We start from the raw sequence: 17525 nt of genomic DNA, 5'->3' as shown, positions 1-17525 counted from the left end.
TAATCACGTTACCTCTGGCGTTTAGGCAAAGATGTCTACGGCACGGCTGCCGCGCGCGGCGGATTGCAGGGCGGCAGGGGCAGGCAATAACTCTTCACTCTCATCGTTAAACCCGCCATGCTGGCCGGAACGCGAAGTGTGCTGTTGCTGCCCGGATGAGGACTGCTGTTGCCCGGCAAAGCCCTCGCTGCTGACGCTACTTTGGGAAAGCTGAATGCCGTTTTCCGCAAGCTGCGTGCGCAGGATCGGCAGGGCCGCTTCCAGCGCCGCGCGGACGTGGCTGTGGGGCGAAACCATCTGCAACTGCGCCTGGTTGTCATCCAGCTTAAGCGAAATTTGCACCTGACCCAGATCCTCCGGGTGCAGACGCAGCTCTGCGGTCTGCTGTCCCTGCTTTGTGAACAGGGTGATGTGCTGGCTCAGATTCTGCTGCCATTCGTGCGTGCCCAGCGGCTGGCTTAACACCGGCGCTGTCGCAACGGTAGCGGCAGGCTGTGAAGGCGCCAGGTGACTTACGATCGGTGCCAGCGTCGCGGTTGGGCTGGCGGCAGACGACGCCGCGCTCGCTACGTCCTGCTTCTCCGTGACGGCGGCGACGGCTGGCGTAACGGCTGCCGTGGCGGGCAGCGATGTGTCGCTGTCCTGAACCGGCATTTTTTCCTGACCCGTTAACGCATGGCTAAGCGGCTGATGCTGGCCGTTGTCCGTCTGGGCTAGCGCAGAGGGGAGGGCAGTTCGGGGGGCGATCTCCCCGGTGCTCGCAGGCTGCGTCGCTACCGGGGTGGTGGTCTGCTGGTGCGGTAACATCGCCATCAGCGCGCTTAACCCGGCCAACTCCTCTTCTTCAGTCGTGGTCTCGCTGTTTGTTTTCGCCTCCGGCTGGGTCAGCGTCTTCAGCGCATCCGTATTCGCGGCGGGTTTCAGGCCGGAGACGAGGCTTTGCAGGGAGACGGCGGTATCTTCACCAGTCAGGGTCTCCTGACGGGAGAGCAGTTCGGCGATTTTGGCCTGGAGCGTGGTATCACCGTTTTTTTCCTTTGCCGCTGTCGACAGCTTGTTGCCCGCCGCTTTCAGATCCGCCAGCGTCAGCGGGGCATCTTTGCCTTTGCCGGTGGTCTCGGTCAGCGCGCCCGCCAGCAGAGAAAGAAAATCTTGCGCGCCCTCAGCGCCTTTCCCGGTCAGCGTGCCGCCGGACGGGTCGCTGTCGGTCATCAGCAGTTGTTGCAGTGTGATCATTCTGGTTTCCTCATTGATGCGCGCTGGGCAAACTCATCCATTTTTTTCTGATCCAGACGGTTTTCCGCCAGGGTCAAGGCTGCAATCTGTCGGTCCTGTAAGGTTTGCCAGGCCTGCAACCGCTGTTTTTTCTCGCGCCAGAAATTCAGCGCGGTATCGACTTTTTGCGTCCACTGGTTGAGCTGCTGGCGATGCTGCTCAATCGCCTTTTCCAGCGTCTGGATAAACTGCTGATAGTTAATCCAGCGCTGGCTACCAATGCCTTGCGCCATGTCGGTGTTAAGGTTGGTGCGATATTCATGCTGATAGTCGATTAACATCTTCAACTGTTCTTCAGCCTGCTGGCACCCGCGTCGCATTGCGCCAAGCTGCAATGCGGCATCATCAACTTCTTTTTCAGCCAGATCTTTCAGCGTTGATAACGCGCTGTTCTGCGCCATGACCTTCGCCCTCCACCTGTGTTACACCTGCGGGAAAATCAGCTCCAGTGCCTGGAGGGAATCTTCCCAGTCGGCGCGTTCAAAAATACCCTGTTGCAGAAATGCCTCCAGCTGCGGCCACAGGGCAATCGCTTTATCGAGCATCGGGTCGCTGCCTTTGGCGTACGCCCCGACGCTTACCAGATCGCGGTTGCGCTGGAAGCTGGAGAGCAGTTGTTTGAAGTTACGCACGCGGGCGTAGTGTTGCTCGGTGATCAAGGCCGTCATCGCACGGCTGATCGAGGCTTCAATATCAATTGCCGGATAGTGCCCGGCTTCGGCCAGACGGCGCGACAGCACGATATGGCCGTCGAGGATCGCGCGCGCGGAGTCGGCAATCGGGTCCTGCTGGTCATCGCCTTCGGTCAGTACCGTATAGAACGCGGTGATGGAGCCGCCGCCGCTGATGCCGTTCCCCGCGCGCTCAACCAACGCCGGGAGCTTGGCGAAGACCGACGGCGGGTAGCCTTTGGTCGCGGGCGGCTCGCCGATGGCCAGCGCAATCTCACGCTGCGCCATCGCGTAGCGGGTCAGGGAGTCCATAATCAGCAGCACGTGCTGGCCCCGGTCGCGGAAATCTTCCGCAATACGCGTGGCGTAGGCGGCACCCTGCATACGCAGTAGCGGCGACACGTCCGCAGGCGCGGCGATCACCACCGAGCGGGCGCGGCCCTCCGCACCCAGAATGTTTTCGATGAAATCTTTGACTTCGCGACCACGCTCACCAATCAGGCCAACCACGATAACGTCCGCCTGGGTATAACGCGCCATCATGCCGAGCAGGACCGATTTACCCACGCCGGAGCCGGCAAACAGCCCCATACGCTGGCCGCGTCCCACGGTGAGCAGGGCGTTAATCGGCCGCACGCCGGTATCCAGTACGTGCTCGATTGGCGTGCGTTGCAGCGGGTTGAAGGGTTGGGTGATCAGCGCGCCGGTTTCGGTGGTATCAGGGGAGGGCAGGCCATCGAGCGGTTTGCCGCTTCCGTCCAGCACGCGGCCCAGCAGCGCCGGACCGAGCGGGAGCTGTTTGCCGCTTTGCAGGCCGTCACCGCTGATGTTTTTCGCGTAGACGCGGGCGCCGGGCAAAATCCCTTCCACTTCTTCAAGGGGCATCAGAAACAGGCGCTGACCGTTGAACCCGACCACTTCGCTTTCCACTTCACGCGTCTCCCCCCCGTCCTGACGCTCAATCACGCAGGTGGCGCCGAGCGGAAGTTGCAGCCCCGTGGCTTCCAGGACCAGACCGGTGGCGCGCGTCAGGCGTCCATAACGACGAACGGATGGCAGCTGCGCCATCTTCGTTTCAAAATTATCGAGCGTGTTAAGCCAGCGCGTAAGGCGAGCGGTCATCAGACGACTCCCGGTGCCGCCAGGCGGCACAGTTCCTGCCAGCGGGTCGCGACGCTGGCATCCAGATCGCCCTCATCCGCCGAGACCTTACAGCCTCCGTGATGGAGCGACGGATCGCCGCGCAGCCGCCAGCCGTGCAGGCTCAGCGTCGCGCCGAGGCTCTCTTCCACGCGCTGCAAATCATCAGGATGAACGCGCAGCTGCGGTTTGCCGCTGAACAGCGGCTCCTGCTGGAGCAGGGCCTGGATCTGCTTAATCAGCGAGGCGTTATCCACTACCGGCGTCTGGCCGATCACCTGACGGGCCGCCTCCAGCGCCATCTGCATCAGGCGCGAGGCAATCACGCTGTCGAGCGCATCCAGCGTGTGCTGAAACTCGCTCACCAGTTGCTGCATGCGGGCATGCAGCGGCGCCTGCTGCTGGCGCGCCTGCTCAATGCCCTGCTCTAAACCTTTCGCCAGCCCTTCCTGATAACCCTGTGCGTGCCCGGTCTGACGGCCTTCGTTCATCCCGGCGTTGAAGCCCTGCTCGTGCGCCTGCATTTGCATCTGGGCCAGCATCTGGGCGCGCTGTTCCTCTTCACTCAGCTCGGGGATGCCCGCCCCGGCGTCGCCCTCGTCGGACGACATAACGGCAGGGGTGAACTCTGCGGTGGGAGGGGAGAGGTCGTCAGGCGTCCAGCGCTTCCACGACAGTTCATCAGACATAGGTGTCGTCTCCGCTGCCAATCACCATCTCGCCGGTTTCTGCCAGACGACGAACAATAAGCAGGATCGCTTTCTGTTCGTTTTCCACCTGAGACAAACGCACCGGGCCACGGTTGGCCAGGTCGTCGCGCAGGATATCGGCCGCACGCTGGGACATGTTGCGCAGGAATTTCTCGCGCAGCGGCTGCTCGGCGCCTTTGAGGGCGATAAGCAGCGATTCGGAGTCCACCTCCTGAAGCAGGCGCTGGATACTGCGGTCGTCCACTTCGACCAGGTTTTCGAACAGGAACATCTCGTCGATAATTTTCTGCGCCAGCTCGCCGTCGAACTCGCGTACCGCCGTAATAACCGCCTCTTCCTGCTGCGTTTTCATCAGGTTGATGATTTCCGCTGCCGTTCTCACGCCGCCCATTTTGCTGCGCTTGAGGTTCTGGCCGTCGAGCAGGTTGTTCAGCACTTCGGTCAGCTCCGCCAGCGCGGCTGGCTGGACGCCGCCGAAGGTGGCGATACGCAGCATCACGTCGTGGCGCAGGCGCTCGTCGAACAGCGCCAGAATATCGGCCGCCTGACCCCGTTTGAGGTGGACCAGAATGGTGGCGATAATCTGCGGGTGCTCGTCGCGAATAAGATCGGCGGCGCTTTGCGGCTCCATAAAGTTGAGCGTTTCGATCCCGCTGGCGGTGTCGCGCGTTTCGAGAATATCTTCCAGCAGGCTGGCGGCGCGCTCTTCGCCCAGCGCCTTAACCAGCACGGAGCGCAGGTATTCGTTGGCGTTGACGTTGAGCGCGGCAAACTGCTCGGCTTCCTGCTCAAACTCCGCCAGCACTTCTGTCAGCTGCTTGTTGGAGATCTGGCGCACGTTGGCCATCGCCGCGCTGAGGATCTGCACTTCTCGCTGGGAGAGGTGTTTAAACACTTCCGCCGCGCGATCTTCGCCAATGGTCATCAGCAGGATGACGCTTTTATCGGTGCCTGTAAGCGTATTACTCATGTTCGTTACCCATCCAACCGCGGATGACCAGCGCGACGACGCGCGGATCGTTATCTGACATTTCGCGAATGCGCTGGCTCATCACCTCTGCGCCCATACGCTGGTTAGCACGGCGCTGCTGCATCTGTTCATCTTTGCTGAGACGAACTTCAACCGCTTCTTCCTCGTCCGGACGCGCGTTCTTCTGTTCCAGCGCGGCTTTCTCGGCTTCAGCACGGCGCTGTAGCTGAGGACGAACGCCCTTACGCCACAGCAGCCACGCGACAATCAGCACCAGCAGCCAGCGGCCTGCGGACATTAGCTGATCGAAGAACGCCTGCTGTTGCCAGAACGGCAGTTCGCCACCGGTCTCATCCACCGGGTTGAACGGTGAGTTCACAACGTTGAGGGTATCGCCACGTTTTTCAGAGAAGCCCATCGCTTCGCGGGTTAAATCTTCGATCTGCTTCATCTGCTCCGCTGTGAGCGGCAGCGGTTTACCGTCCGGCAGCGTTTTGTAGTTCACCACCACGGCAACAGAGAGACGCTGAATATCGCCCGTGTTCAGTTTGGTATGGCGGATAGTCCGGTCGACTTCGTAGTTGGTCGTTTCGTTACGGCTGCTGTTACGCGGGCCGGTACTGTTCGCGGTCGAGGTCGTCTGCTGATTCGTTTGCTGACCGTTCTGCGGGTTTGCCGGCGGGGTGGAGATTGGCGCGGCGTTGGCAGGCGCTGGCTGGTTAGAGAGCGCGCCCGGCACACCGCCAGGATACTGGCCGCCGACCTGTTCCGTCTCATTGATCTGACGCGAGCGTAATACGGCGCGGGAGGCATCCCCGTTCGGGGCGTACTGCTCTTCGGTCTGTTCTTTATTCGAGAAATCAATCTGCGCTGTGACCTGCGCGTGTACGTTGCTGCTGCCGACCACCGGGCCCAGAATCGCTTCGATGCGACGCTGGAGACGGCCTTCCACATCCGCGGCGTATTTCAGCTGAGCGTCGTTGAGATCGCGCCCTGCGGTGTTGGACTGCGTCAGCAGATGACCACTCTGATCCACCAGCGTAACGTTACCCGGCGGCAGGCCGGCCACCGCACTGGAGACCAGGTGCGTGACGGCGCTGATCTGCCCTTCATCCAGCGCACGGCCAGGTTCGAGGTTAACGGTCACAGAGGCCGAAGGGGACTTTTGTTCACGGACAAACAGGGACGGCTTAGGCATCGCCAGGTGCACGCGGGCACTTTTCACCGGGCCTAAGGTTTCAATCGTACGGGCCAGCTCACCTTCCAGTGCGCGCTGATAGTTAACCTGCTCGCTGAACTGACTGATGCCGAATTTTTCCTGATCCAGCAGCTCAAACCCAACCGCGCCGCCTTTTGGCAGCCCCTGCTGGGCGAGACGCAGGCGAAGCTCGTGCACTTTATCTGCCGGTACTTCAAGCGCACCACCGTTATCGGCAAAGCGATACGGGATGTTCATCTGGGTTAACTGGGTGACGATGGCACCGCCATCCTGGTCGGAAAGGTTGCTGTAGAGCGTGCGGTAATCCGGGCTTTTTGCCCATAAGACCATCGCGACAACGATCGCAATGGCGGCAGCGCCTGCCACAATCAACGGGATCTTAGGGTTGGCGCGAAGGCGGTTCATCCACTCGAGTGATTTATTCTGTGGCGCTGTCGATGCTGCTGTCGCACTCATTGCGCACCTCTTAAATCCTGGTGGTTTACGTTATTCGTGTAGAGAAACAAAACTGACTCCCGGGTCGGCAAACACGACAAAAGTTCCATACTGATGGCCCTGCCATTATTTGATGATTCGGGATTTTCTATGCGTCAAATAACCTGGTTTTTTAACGCTATTTACCGCCATTATCTTATTGACAAGCTGTTAGTCTTGACCTCGTAAAAAACCATCCAGGGGAGAGTCATGGCTATACAGGGCATTGAAGGGGTACTCAGTCAGTTACAGGCAACGGCGATGACCGCCCGTAATCAGAGCGTGGCTGACCAGCCGCCGGGCGTTAGCTTCGCCGGTCAACTGCATGCGGCGCTGGACCGGATCAGCGACAAGCAAAACGCGGCCCGTACCCAGGCTGAGAGATTTACCCTTGGCGAACCCGGTGTGGCGCTCAACGATGTGATGGCCGATCTGCAAAAAGCGTCGGTGTCATTGCAGATGGGGTTGCAGGTGCGTAACAAGCTGGTGTCGGCATACCAGGAAGTGATGGGGATGCAGGTTTAATCAATACCCATCTTACGCTGGCAGCCTGATGGCTTTAATGCCACAATATTTTTTTCTTCGCATGCAGGAAAGATGATGAAAAAAGTAGCAATTGTGGCTGCGATGCTGACGTTAGCGGGATGTGTTCAGGTAGATAACTATCAGGAAGTGATTAAGCACCCGGTACCTTCGCAACTGGCAGGTTACTGGCAGTCGAAAGGGCCGCAGAGCGCGATGGTGAGCCCGGAAGCGATCGCCACGCTGGTGGTGACGCCAGAGGGGGATACGCTGGATTGCCGTCAGTGGCAGCGCGTTATCGCGGTGCCGGGTAAGATCATGCTGCGTTCAGATGATTATTACAACGTGACCCGTAAGCTGGATGTCTATCCGCTGGAGCGTAATGGGGCGGCGCTGGAGTATGACGGTATGGAACTGTACAAGGTTGACCGTCCAACAGTGGAATGCGCAGATTACCTGAGTAAGAATCCGCTGGAGAGTAAGCTTCCGTAGCGGTAAAAGCAAAACGGCAATCATATTGCCGTTTTTAGGGTTTGCTCCCTCTCCCGGTGGGAGAGGGTCGGGGTGAGGGCATCAGGCCGCACTTTCCCAGCACTACAGCGCGTCCTCAATCACCCAGACGCTGACGCTTCCCCCGTTACAGAAGAACGTCCCTTCGCCATCCGCCGCCGTGGTCACGGTTTCCTCGCGGTTGCCTAAAAAATCACGCCAGGTCTTATTGCCGTAATTTTCCCCGAGGCAGATGGTCTTCTCGCCGTCATCACCATTCGACAGCACCACCACACAGCCCGGGTGCTCCTCAGTCCCGCTGCGGCTGAACGCAATGCAGTTTGGATGATCGAAAAACAGCGTCTGCACGCCGTGGGCAAAACGCTGCCGGGCGAGGATCAGCTCGTGGAGCTGTTCAATCACCGGCATATCGATGTGATACGTCTCGCCATCCCCGCCGGTGTCGTCATAGCTGGCGCCAAAAAGATCCGGGTAGAATACGCTCGGCACGCCGTTTTCACGCAGCAGGATGAGCGCGTAGGCCAGCGGTTTGAACCAGGCTTCAACCGGGGCTTCCAGCGCCTGCAAGGGTTGGGTATCGTGGTTGGCTACCAGGGTCACGGCATGGAACGGATCGGCTTCCACCAGCGTACCGGTGAAAATCTGGCTCATATCGTAGTCGCGTCCCTGGCGTGAGGCTTCGTGAAATTTCATTTGCAGTGGCGCATCAAACAGCATGGTTTTACCGTCCACCTGATTGATGTAGTGCTGCAATTTATCCACTTCGTGAGACCAGTATTCCGCCACAATAAACAGCGGCTGCGGGGCCACCTCCTGGACGTGCTCAATCCACTCTTTGTAGAACCAGGCCGGGATGTGTTTTACCGCATCCAGGCGGAAGCCGTCGCAGTGGGTTTGCTCCATCACCCAGCGCGCCCAGTATTTGATCTCCTCCGTCACCGCGTGGTTGCGAAAATCAATGTTTTCACCCATCAGGTAATCGAAATTGCCCATCTCGTCGTCGACCTGATCGTTCCAGCCTTCGCCGGTGTAGTCGTTCACGATTTTGAAGATACCGTCCTCATTGGGGTTTTCAATGTGGTCGATACCGCTGAAGCATTTGTAATCCCAGATGAACTGCGAATACTGCCCGGCCCGAACGGGGAAGGTGTAGCGCGTCCAGGCTTCGCATTCGATGATCTCATCGCTGATTTGGGTGCGATCCTGAGCATCCACGCGCTGCACGCGGACGGGTTCCTTTTCATCGGCCCCCATTTTATGGTTGACCACCACGTCCAGAAGCACCGCAATCTGGTTGCTTTTTAAGGCGTTGATGGCCTCCAGCAGCTGGGCTTTATCGCCGTATTTGGTGGCGACGCTGCCTTTCTGGTCAAACTCACCGAGGTCGAAAAGGTCATAAGAGTCATACCCGACGGAATAGCCGCCGGATGCCCCTTTGTATGCCGGCGGTAACCAGACCATATTGATGCCGATTTCGTTCAGGTTGGGGGCTAATGCCGTGACTTCTCGCCACAGTTCACCGCCGGTGGGGTAATACCAGTGAAAACATTGTAACAGGGTGGGGTTTTTCATCGTCCGTGCTCCAGAAGCCGTTTGGCTGACTTCTGGAGTATGGATCAAGAATCGCTAACGTGTATTAGTGATTCATCTCTCCGGGAAATAATATGTTGCCCGAAAGCCTGCCGTAGGTGACGTTGACGTTTTTTTGCTTATTGGTTTGGGCAATAAGACCGCTCAGCTCGCTCATTCTTTCCTGAAGCAACTCTTTAAGAATGAGTTCATTCTGAAGCACCTGATTCAGGATGACCATCGCCTGGTCCTGAATGTACTTGCTGTCAGGCGGAAAAGGGGTCGTGCTGATCTCTTCAACCAGCGAAACGTACGCAACCTCCCGATCGATTAGCTCATCCCATTTCCCGGATTGAGCAAGGCCTAGCATGGTATTGCTAAGCGCATAAAGAGCATGCCACTTTTTTAGGGATAAGCTGGAGTCGTTCATTACAGTTAATCCTGCTTGGGAGAATAACCCGGGCCGATTTGCTTCCAGGCGTCGGAAATATTGAGCAGAAGAGCCTCGACCTCGGTAATAGCCTCAATGTCATTGCGCAGGTTTGCATGTAACAGACGGCGTACCATATAGTCATAAAGCGCAGAAAGGTTGTGGGGAAGTTCTCCCCCCACATCCATATTTAACCCTGCCTTCAGGCCATTTTCGATAATATTAATGGCCTTAGACAGGGCCTCGCCCTTAGCGGGAATATCCCCTTGCTCAAGGAAAAGGCGCGCCCGTATAAGCGCGCTATGGATACCGTCGAATAACATGACAACCAACTGGTGCGGGCTGGCACTCAAGACAGCAGATTCAAGACCTACCTGCTGATAGGCTTGTACACCAGATTTGCTATACATATCGGTTCCTTTCTTACTTACTGCTGAACTGTTGGTTCAAATAAGTGGCCGTACTGTTGAATTTGGTGACCAGCTTATCCAAATCGTTAAACTGCTTTTTATAGCGCGCCATCGTGGCTTCGATGGACAGCTCCATCGCGTCGTAACGTTTACCGATGGACTTAAGCGTGGCGTTGATACCGTCCTTCGCATTCTGAATAACGCCCTCTTTACCGACAGAGGTGCTCAGCATATCGGTCAGCTTGTTATTCATCTGCGTGGCGAAACCGGTCGTTTTGCCGTCACCCACAAAATAGGCCTGCACGCCAGCAGGATCTTCCGTGAGGATTTTGGTTAATTTTTTATCATCGATCTTCAGGTTGCCAATTGCGCCATCTGCACCTTTAACCGGGTCCTGGGTAATACCAAGCTGCGCCATGATGGCATAAGAGCCGCTCTGCACATTGGTCAATAAAGCACGCAGATCGGATTGTACTCCGCGGATAGTACTGTCACCCATGAGTACGCCGTTGTTCGACGACTGGGCGGTTGCACCCACCGCAGGCGGCTCATACTTGGTCAGCGAGGCAATGGTGGACTGCAGCGCGTTGTAGGCAGTAACCCATTCCGTAATGGCTTTTTTGTTATCGTCTGTCGAGCGCGCTACCGTTAGGGTTTCATCTGCCGTGCTCGGCGCTTTCAGGGTTAACGTAACCCCGGGCAGGGCGTCAGTGATGGTATTGCTCTGGCGAACAATTTGGATACCGTTCACGTTAACGACGGCATTCTGCGACTTCACCTGCTCGTTAAGCGCGCCGCTGCCGATGACGGCATTCAGCGTATCGTCCCCGGTTACCGTTACGGTCATATCGGAATCGGTACCCGTGGTTTTGGAGGTCAGCATCAGGCGATAGTCGCCGTCGTCGGCCTTCACCACGCTTGCCGATACGCCGCCGTTGGCCGCGTTAATGGCTTTCGCAATCCCGTTCAGCGACGTGTCGCCATCGGCAAGCGTAACCGTCAGCGGCTTGCTGTCGGCTCCGGCCTGGGTGATGGTAATGGTTCGGCTGTTGGAACCGGTTGTGCCGCCTAACTGCTTTGTATTGCTGTCAATGGTGCCGGGCGCGGTCGTCAGAACCTGGCCTTTCGCAATCTTGCTGACGTTTACGGTGACATCGCCAACGTTGGCGCTGGAGGTACTGACCGCCGAGAACGCGGTGTTAGTGCTGCTAATTGACGTGGAGTTCCAGGTATCCGTTTTTGCCAGCTTGGCAGCTGCGGTTTGCAGGGTCGTCAGGGCGCTTTGCAGTTTGCCGTAACCGGTAATTTGCGCGTCGTAAGTCGTTTTCTGTTTGGCAATGGCCGTTAATTTTGTCTCTTCTGCAGCCTGGAGCTTATCGTACAGATCCTGCAGGCCGGGCATGCCCACCCCGAGATTACTGATTGTCGCCATGTAATATTCCTTCTCAATGGATGTTTCAGTCGTTTATCGGCCAGGCTGGCAAAAAGTTTACGGCGAGCCAAAAAAATTTATCGCTTAAAAAGCGTGCATACAGGCAGCGTCAGGCATCGTCATTTTGCATGCTTAAATTAGTGCTGGCGCCGGTTTAATGTAAATAAAACCTTATAAAACAATGAATTAAATATTTTCTTCGATATTTTCTAAAGTCTGCTGCCAGGGCGTCGATAACCTTGTTGACGGTGAGAGACGCCGTGAGTGTTAGGCACCGACCCTAGAAACCATTTTTGAAGGAATTAAAATTATGGCAGTTATCAATACTAACCTGTTGTCCCTGACCACTCAGAACAACCTGAACAAATCTCAGTCTTCTCTGGGCACCGCTATCGAGCGTCTGTCTTCCGGTCTGCGTATCAACAGCTCTAAAGATGACGCTGCTGGTCAGGCGATTGCCAACCGTATGAATTCTCAGATCAAAGGGATGACTCAGGCTGCACGTAACGCTAACGACGGTATCTCTCTGGTTCAGACCGCTGAAGGTAACCTGAACGAGATCAACTCCAACTTACAGCGTATCCGTGAGCTGGCTGTTCAGGCTGCGAACGATACTAACGGCACCACTGACTACACCTCAATCAGCACTGAAATCACTCAGCGTCTGGGTGAAATCGACCGTATCGCTGGCGCTGCTAACTTCAACGGCAAAAAACTGCTGGACGGTAGCCAGACTGCTTCCCTGAACATCCAGGTTGGCGCGGGTACTGGCGCTACTGATAGCATCGCTATCACCACTGGCGCACTGATCAATGCTAAAGCAACCAGCCTCGACACTGGCCTGACCGGTACTATCACCGACAACAGCACTGCTAAAGCGTTCATCACCGCCGCAGACAACGCTATCTCTAAAATTGATACCGCTCGTTCAAACATGGGTGCGATTCAGAACCGTTTCGAATCTACCATCAACAACCTGAACAACTCTATCACTAACCTGTCTGCTGCTCAGTCCCGTATCCAGGACGCTGACTACGCAACTGAAGTTTCTAACATGTCTCGCGCGCAGATCCTGCAGCAGGCTGGTACTTCCGTGCTGTCTCAGGCAAACCAGGTTCCACAGGCGATGCTGTCCCTGCTGCGTTAATAGCCGCAAAATATGTAAAAAAGGTTGCTGGAAACAGCAGCCTTTTTTTCACTATTTATCCTTAAAAATACCCGCGCGTAATCTGCAAAATAAGGCTGCATTTAGCAGCGTTTTCCCGCCATCACCCCCCGTAGCGCAGTGGTACTCTGCCTAAAATCTCTTTTTCCGGTCGTCTGACGACAGTTTACCGATGAGTTATAAGATGAGTGAATTCGCACGTAGCCGGGCTATGCGTCAGTTTTATCGGGATGTCTTTACCCGGTTTATCGATCTCCCGGAAGCCGACGTTATGCCCGCAAACATCGCGGCGGAAATCTTCAGTTTTAAGAGCGCCAATATTACCGCCCTCGAGCCGACGATCCGTGCGGCAGAAACGGGGCTGGAGGCGGAAAAAGATGCGGCCTTAAAAATTATGCTGTGCGCGATCGTGCTGGCCAACGGCGCGCTGAATGACGCCCGCACTGGCGAAGGAGAGGTATTATCCGCAGACCAGCGCGCCCGGCTTACCGAATATATCGTCTCGGCCCTAAAAGCCGACAGCAATAGTAATTATCTTGTCGCCGCCATTCAGCTGTTATTCCGGGTGAACGAAATCAGTTCAGCGCTATTTTTGATAAACAATAATCTTTCGCTGGTAAGCAGCTCGGCTCCGGTACTGAAAATCCTGCTGCTGATCTGTTTAATGGAAAACGACTTCAACCAGGCGATGGTGGTGATCCAGGCGCTGACCGCGGATGCGTCGTTGATTGGCGAAGATCCCATGGCCCTGCTGATGATCGCCTGTGGGATCTACAGGCTCGGGGGCATTCCGGATTCTTACATCGATTTCCGATCGCTGAACGCAAGTGAAGGCGTGGTGAAGGCGGGAGCCTTTGAAAACTGGATTGAAAAAAACTCAGCCAGTAAAACGACGGTGTTGTTAACCTGCGATAGCGAGGAGTATTTCGAACACGCCGTACCGATGCTGTACTCCCTGTATGACACCAACCGCGACGTGCTGGATGTTCACCTGCATCTTTTTAACGGTAGCGATGCGGTTAAAGCAAGCCTGACGGCGCTTCGGGAACAGCTTCCTGAACTTAACCTCTCTGCCAGCCATGAAAAAATAGCCAGTAACGCGGACGCGTCGGTAGTCAGCGCTGCCCGTCGTATCGTTTTCCTGCGCCATGCACTGGCGACCTTCAATACGCCCGTTATTGCCATAAACACGAATGTGCTGGTGCGCAAGCCCTGGACGGAGCCCGACGCGCCGCTGCTGCTGTTACAGACCGAAGCCGCTCCTTTCTGGGAGGAGGTCTTTGCCGGTTTCATCTACGCCAGACCCGGCGGCGTCGCGCAGCGCTATCTCGACCGGGTGGCGCACTTTATCGACGATAACCTCGCCAGCGGCAACTACGCGCCGGGCCTGGAGCAGGTCGCACTTTTTTCCTGTCTGGACTGCCTGTCGCCAGAGGACCATCGCGCCATCACGCGAGCCGAGCGTCGCGTAATGCTGGACAGCGAGGCGGGTGAAGAGGCGTTCAGCTGGGTGACGATAAAGGAAGAAGGGCCATGTCAGGCCTATAAATCGGCGCTCATCCGCCAGTACCAGCGCTGAACCTGGCCTGTAATAACGAGAATCTGGAATAAACGTGACGACACTGTATCCCTACTATCGGGTTAGCCCTGAGTCCCTCCATGCCTCTGCGCGGCTTAATCACCTGGCTGCGCCGCTGCCCGCGTTTGCCCGCGTCCTTGAGATGGGCTGCGGATCGGCAACGCGCCTGATAATGCATGCCTGGGCGTACCCCGAGAGTATCGCCATTGGCGTGGATATTGATGAAGAGGCTATCCAGAAAGGGCAGCAGCATGCCGCAGAATTAGGATGTCAGAACGTTGAGCTCTTTGCCGCGGGGTTAGGGGATTTACTGGCTGCCGATCCTGGCGAGTTTGATTACATCATTATTCACCAGACCTTTGCTTTTCTGGGGAAAAGCGAGCGGGAAGCCTTGCTGAAGTGGTGTCACGCGCATTTATCGGCCAGCGGCGTTATCGCCATAAAATGGTCCGTACTGCCCGGCAGTTCTGCGCGCCTGACGCTGGGAGAAGCGTTACGGTTTCATCTTGAACGAGCAGAAGAGCGAAGCGACCTGCTGGCATCCGCCCGCGCCATGCTCAGCTTTATGCTGTTAACGCTGGAGGAGGGCCCGCTCAGGAATGAAGTCCGGCTTGCTGAAGAAATGGACGACAACGCGCTGGTTCTGGCCTACTTAAGTCCGACCGACGGAGCCTGTACGCTTGCTGACTTCAGCGCGCAGGCCGAACAGATGGGCTTGCAGTATCTGGGTGACGTACTGCCGCAGTCGGAGCTGGGAGGCTACTATAACCCGACAACGGCACGGCTGCTGGAGGCCGTCAGCGACGGTGCCAGCAGAACGATGGCACAGCAGTATCTTGACTACGCCGTGCAGCGAGAAGAACGCTTCACCCTGCTTTGTCATCTGAACGCGATCTCGCCTCCTGCCGAACCGGATCTTGACCAGCTAAAAAACCTGCACTGGGCCGGCAGCTTTGTGCCGGTGGACGTGGATCCCGCAAAAGCGCCGCACGAATTCAGAAATAATAACGGCCGAATCATTCGTACCGACAACGCCATTATTATCCGCATCATGGAACTGCTGGGTAACGCCTGGCCGATGTCCTTAAGCTTCGAACAGCTGGTGCTTAACTGCCGTGCCCCTGAAACTCAGGAGGATTACCAGCAGACGGTATGGGAAGCCCTGAAAACGCTGTTTATGACCTGCGCTGATGGCTTCTTCTGGAGCGCCGCCCCCAGCGCATACAACGCCGCGCGGCATGATGAGCTGGTGCCGGTGGGGCGACTGCCCTCCGGGCGTCCTGCAGAGAATATCCCCCTCATGAACCTGTGGGGAGAGTGGGTCTCATTGACTCCCGACGAGTGGCATTACCTGCGGTTTGATATGAACAGGGCAGGGCAGGCGAACTGGGAACACTACTCGGCGCTGAAGGTTAAAGGGTTGCTTACGGGCTCGCCGGAGGCCTGGAAAAAACAGCTCCAGCGTTTCCTGCGAGCGGGCATGCTCGACGTGCTGAAATCGCAACTTTCTCTGCTGTTGTTATTGAGCGTCGAGAGGGCGCAGGGCGGAATGCTGCTGAAAGGCAATGCCGAACCCGAATTAGCCGATCCGGCCGTCGATGCGATTTACGAGCGGGCGAACGGCCTTATTCAAAAAGGGCGCTCCAAAGAGGCGCGGGAATACGCCCGCGAATTAATGGAGAAAAACCCCGACAATATTCACGTGCTTCGCTGCTACTCAAAAACGTGCGTATTGACCTCGGCCTGGGACGAGGCTCTGGCCTCGCTCTGCAGGCTGATGGGATATTATTTCTCCAGCCTTGATATCTATTACGATCTTGCCACGGTGCTCCAGCGTAAGCGTGAATTTTACGGATCCCGGCAGATCGTCCGCACCTTACTTCGCCTCAACAATAAGAATATTGACTACTGGCTCAGCCTGGCGTCGCTGCATCATGCGTATGGCGATATGTCGCTGGCAGAAAAATGCTGCAGGGAAATTATGCGCTTCCAGCACCCTGGTCCCAGCTCGCTTGGTCTTACCGGCATCGTCCTGAGTGACAATCATAAAATGGCCGAGGCGCGCTATTTCATGGAAAAGGCCGTCGAGCTCAGTAACTACAATTTTGGTTACTTCAGCAATTTACTCTTCGTGATGAGTCACGACGCCAGCGTGAAGGCGGATGAACTGCTGGAAAGGCATCTGGAATTTGGTCGTCGCGCTTCAGCCTGGGCTAAGGAGAGCGGGGTTAAGCTTGCGCTCGGCAATTCCCGGGAGCCTCAGCGCAGGCTCCGGCTCGGCTTTGTTTCCGGTGATTTGCGCAAGCACCCCGTGGCCAATTTCCTGCTGCCTTACTGGGACGCCATCAATCGTGAACAATATGATTTGGTTGCCTATAACACCCTTTTCCTCGAGGAGGATGACGTTTACTGCCACCTTCGCGAGAGCGCTACCCTGTGGCGCCAGGTGGATGCCATCAGCGATATCGAGCTGGCGAAGCTGATAGCGGAAGACGAAATCGATATTCTGTTCGATTTATCGGGCCATACCGCCTACAACCGGCTACCGGTCTTCGCCCTGCGTCCGGCCCCGATCCAGATAACCTGGATAGGCTATCCCGGCACGACCGGTATGAAGGAGATGGATTATATTCTGCTTTCATCGAGCCTGGCGCAGTCGCCGGCGCTTGAAGAACAGCTGGTGGAAAATGCGATGTTCGTCGCAACGCGTAAGAGCTTCCAGCCCCATCCGCGAAGCCCGGACATTAACCCATTGCCCGCGCTTCGCAACGGCTATATTACGTTTGCCAGCTTTAACCGTTCTAAAAAAATAAACGACCAGGTTCTGGACGCATGGGCCGCTATTTTACAGGGCTATCCTGAGGGGCGCTTGTTGATAGGTAACATGACCGACGCCGAAATGATCGCGGCCATGACAAAACGTCTCAGGCAGCGTGGTATTTCTCAGGACCGGCTGCTTTTCAGAGGGCTGGTCGAACTGGACGAGTACCTGGCCCTGCATCATGAAATTGATATTTTGCTCGATGCATTCCCCTACAGCGGCGGAACGACCACGCATCACGGGGCGTGGATGGGCGTGCCGACATTGACGATGAATGGCCCAACCATACCTTGCCAGCAGGGCGTCGATATTATGCGTTCTTACGGGCTGGAGCAGTTTATTGCGGCAGATGAAGCCGATTATATTTCCATGGCCACCGGCTGGAGTAAACGTATTCCCGAGCTGGCTGAAATACGTCAGGGGATGCGGGAGCGGATCCCGGTCGACCACGTACCCGATTTTAACGTTGCTGAAAACTTTGAACGGGCGCTGCGCGAAGCGTGGGGGATCTATTGCCGTGGAGAAAAACCGCATGCCTTCCTCATTGCTGAAGAGCGCGCATAAATGAACATCGCTAATAACGCAGGCCGTCTGGAAAAAATTTGCCGGTATCAATACCGAGGTACGC

The 17525-nt window shown here is 56.5% G+C and carries 15 protein-coding genes; 5 read left to right on the top strand and 10 right to left on the bottom strand.

Features of this window, described 5'->3' with window-relative positions; all coding sequences use genetic code 11:
* Window positions 1-21: 21 nt before the first annotated feature.
* Genes fliK through fliF form a run of 6 tightly spaced genes read right to left on the bottom strand, consistent with a single transcriptional unit; the run spans window position 22 to window position 6441 of the window.
* Window positions 22-1236 (bottom strand): flagellar hook length control protein FliK, encoded by a 1215-nt coding sequence (gene fliK, locus ACQG1Y_RS14370; protein ID WP_047740851.1) that lies wholly within the window; start codon window positions 1234-1236, stop codon window positions 22-24.
* Window positions 1233-1676, bottom strand: a complete 444-nt coding sequence (gene fliJ / locus ACQG1Y_RS14365) for a flagellar export protein FliJ (protein WP_426736781.1) — start codon at window positions 1674-1676, stop codon at window positions 1233-1235. Before fliJ ends, fliK begins: the two co-directional genes overlap by 4 nt.
* A 21-nt stretch (window positions 1677-1697) precedes the next feature.
* On the bottom strand, window positions 1698-3068 hold the full coding sequence (gene fliI, locus ACQG1Y_RS14360; RefSeq protein ID WP_017693144.1) for a flagellar protein export ATPase FliI: 1371 nt from the start codon (window positions 3066-3068) through the stop codon (window positions 1698-1700).
* Window positions 3068-3775, bottom strand: coding sequence for a flagellar assembly protein FliH (gene fliH / locus ACQG1Y_RS14355; RefSeq protein ID WP_047740852.1), 708 nt, complete (start codon window positions 3773-3775; stop codon window positions 3068-3070). Before fliH ends, fliI begins: the two co-directional genes overlap by 1 nt.
* Window positions 3768-4766: a flagellar motor switch protein FliG gene (fliG, locus tag ACQG1Y_RS14350; RefSeq protein ID WP_003859608.1), complete on the bottom strand. Its 999-nt coding sequence runs from the start codon at window positions 4764-4766 to the stop codon at window positions 3768-3770. Before fliG ends, fliH begins: the two co-directional genes overlap by 8 nt.
* Window positions 4759-6441 carry a flagellar basal-body MS-ring/collar protein FliF gene (gene fliF / locus ACQG1Y_RS14345; RefSeq protein WP_017383346.1) on the bottom strand — a complete coding sequence of 561 codons (1683 nt, stop codon included), beginning with the start codon at window positions 6439-6441 and terminating at the stop codon, window positions 4759-4761. Before fliF ends, fliG begins: the two co-directional genes overlap by 8 nt.
* Before the next feature lie 228 nt (window positions 6442-6669).
* Between fliF and fliE the strand changes: the two genes are divergently transcribed.
* Together fliE and yedD are read left to right on the top strand one after the other, a co-directional pair.
* The gene (gene fliE / locus ACQG1Y_RS14340; RefSeq protein ID WP_003859612.1) at window positions 6670-6984 is read left to right on the top strand and encodes a flagellar hook-basal body complex protein FliE; all 315 of its coding nucleotides are present in this window, start codon (window positions 6670-6672) and stop codon (window positions 6982-6984) included.
* Between the two features lie 75 nt (window positions 6985-7059).
* Window positions 7060-7473, top strand: a complete 414-nt coding sequence (gene yedD, locus ACQG1Y_RS14335; RefSeq protein ID WP_048247144.1) for a lipoprotein YedD — start codon at window positions 7060-7062, stop codon at window positions 7471-7473.
* Between the two features lie 102 nt (window positions 7474-7575).
* On the opposite strand, the gene amyA is transcribed toward yedD, so the two are convergent.
* The 4 genes from amyA to fliD all read right to left on the bottom strand — a co-directional run bounded on the left by amyA (window position 7576) and on the right by fliD (window position 11332).
* On the bottom strand, window positions 7576-9063 hold the full coding sequence (gene amyA, locus ACQG1Y_RS14330) for an alpha-amylase (RefSeq protein WP_257438138.1): 1488 nt from the start codon (window positions 9061-9063) through the stop codon (window positions 7576-7578).
* Between the two features lie 64 nt (window positions 9064-9127).
* On the bottom strand, window positions 9128-9490 hold the full coding sequence (gene fliT, locus ACQG1Y_RS14325; RefSeq protein WP_257438137.1) for a flagella biosynthesis regulatory protein FliT: 363 nt from the start codon (window positions 9488-9490) through the stop codon (window positions 9128-9130).
* Window positions 9491-9495: 5 nt separating this feature from the next.
* Window positions 9496-9900, bottom strand: coding sequence for a flagellar export chaperone FliS (gene fliS / locus ACQG1Y_RS14320; protein WP_148418143.1), 405 nt, complete (start codon window positions 9898-9900; stop codon window positions 9496-9498).
* Window positions 9901-9913: 13 nt separating this feature from the next.
* A complete protein-coding gene (fliD, locus tag ACQG1Y_RS14315; protein WP_148418142.1) occupies window positions 9914-11332 on the bottom strand; it encodes a flagellar filament capping protein FliD in 1419 nt (472 codons plus the stop codon).
* A 310-nt stretch (window positions 11333-11642) separates the two neighbouring features.
* Between fliD and ACQG1Y_RS14310 the strand changes: the two genes are divergently transcribed.
* The 3 genes from ACQG1Y_RS14310 (at window position 11643) to ACQG1Y_RS14300 (ending at window position 17461) form a co-directional block, all read left to right on the top strand.
* Entirely contained in the window at window positions 11643-12479 is an 837-nt protein-coding gene (locus ACQG1Y_RS14310; protein WP_047652381.1) for a flagellin, read from the top strand.
* 202 nt (window positions 12480-12681) lie between these two features.
* Window positions 12682-14076, top strand: a complete 1395-nt coding sequence (locus ACQG1Y_RS14305; RefSeq protein WP_414234680.1) for a hypothetical protein — start codon at window positions 12682-12684, stop codon at window positions 14074-14076.
* A 34-nt stretch (window positions 14077-14110) separates the two neighbouring features.
* Entirely contained in the window at window positions 14111-17461 is a 3351-nt protein-coding gene (locus ACQG1Y_RS14300; RefSeq protein ID WP_368740570.1) for a methyltransferase domain-containing protein, read from the top strand.
* Window positions 17462-17525: the final 64 nt, after the last annotated feature.

The organism is Enterobacter cloacae complex sp. 397G4 (assembly GCF_050031515.1).
GTDB lineage: Bacteria > Pseudomonadota > Gammaproteobacteria > Enterobacterales > Enterobacteriaceae > Enterobacter > Enterobacter hormaechei_C.
The sequence above is the reverse complement of the archived record's forward strand: the minus strand, read 5'-3'. Positions and strand labels throughout refer to the sequence as shown.

Bases quoted from the DNA above. Each gene is read 5' to 3' on its own strand.
- fliE (WP_003859612.1), top strand. From the start codon at position 6,670: ATGGCTATACAGGGCATTGAAGGGGTACTCAGTCAGTTACAGGCAACG.
- amyA (WP_257438138.1), bottom strand. From the start codon at position 9,063: ATGAAAAACCCCACCCTGTTACAATGTTTTCACTGGTATTACCCCACC.
- fliT (WP_257438137.1), bottom strand. From the start codon at position 9,490: ATGAACGACTCCAGCTTATCCCTAAAAAAGTGGCATGCTCTTTATGCG.
- fliD (WP_148418142.1), bottom strand. From the start codon at position 11,332: ATGGCGACAATCAGTAATCTCGGGGTGGGCATGCCCGGCCTGCAGGAT.
- fliK (WP_047740851.1), bottom strand. From the start codon at position 1,236: ATGATCACACTGCAACAACTGCTGATGACCGACAGCGACCCGTCCGGC.
- fliI (WP_017693144.1), bottom strand. From the start codon at position 3,068: ATGACCGCTCGCCTTACGCGCTGGCTTAACACGCTCGATAATTTTGAA.
- ACQG1Y_RS14305 (WP_414234680.1), top strand. From the start codon at position 12,682: ATGAGTGAATTCGCACGTAGCCGGGCTATGCGTCAGTTTTATCGGGAT.
- fliJ (WP_426736781.1), bottom strand. From the start codon at position 1,676: ATGGCGCAGAACAGCGCGTTATCAACGCTGAAAGATCTGGCTGAAAAA.
- fliS (WP_148418143.1), bottom strand. From the start codon at position 9,900: ATGTATAGCAAATCTGGTGTACAAGCCTATCAGCAGGTAGGTCTTGAA.
- ACQG1Y_RS14310 (WP_047652381.1), top strand. From the start codon at position 11,643: ATGGCAGTTATCAATACTAACCTGTTGTCCCTGACCACTCAGAACAAC.
- fliH (WP_047740852.1), bottom strand. From the start codon at position 3,775: ATGTCTGATGAACTGTCGTGGAAGCGCTGGACGCCTGACGACCTCTCC.
- fliG (WP_003859608.1), bottom strand. From the start codon at position 4,766: ATGAGTAATACGCTTACAGGCACCGATAAAAGCGTCATCCTGCTGATG.
- yedD (WP_048247144.1), top strand. From the start codon at position 7,060: ATGAAAAAAGTAGCAATTGTGGCTGCGATGCTGACGTTAGCGGGATGT.
- fliF (WP_017383346.1), bottom strand. From the start codon at position 6,441: ATGAGTGCGACAGCAGCATCGACAGCGCCACAGAATAAATCACTCGAG.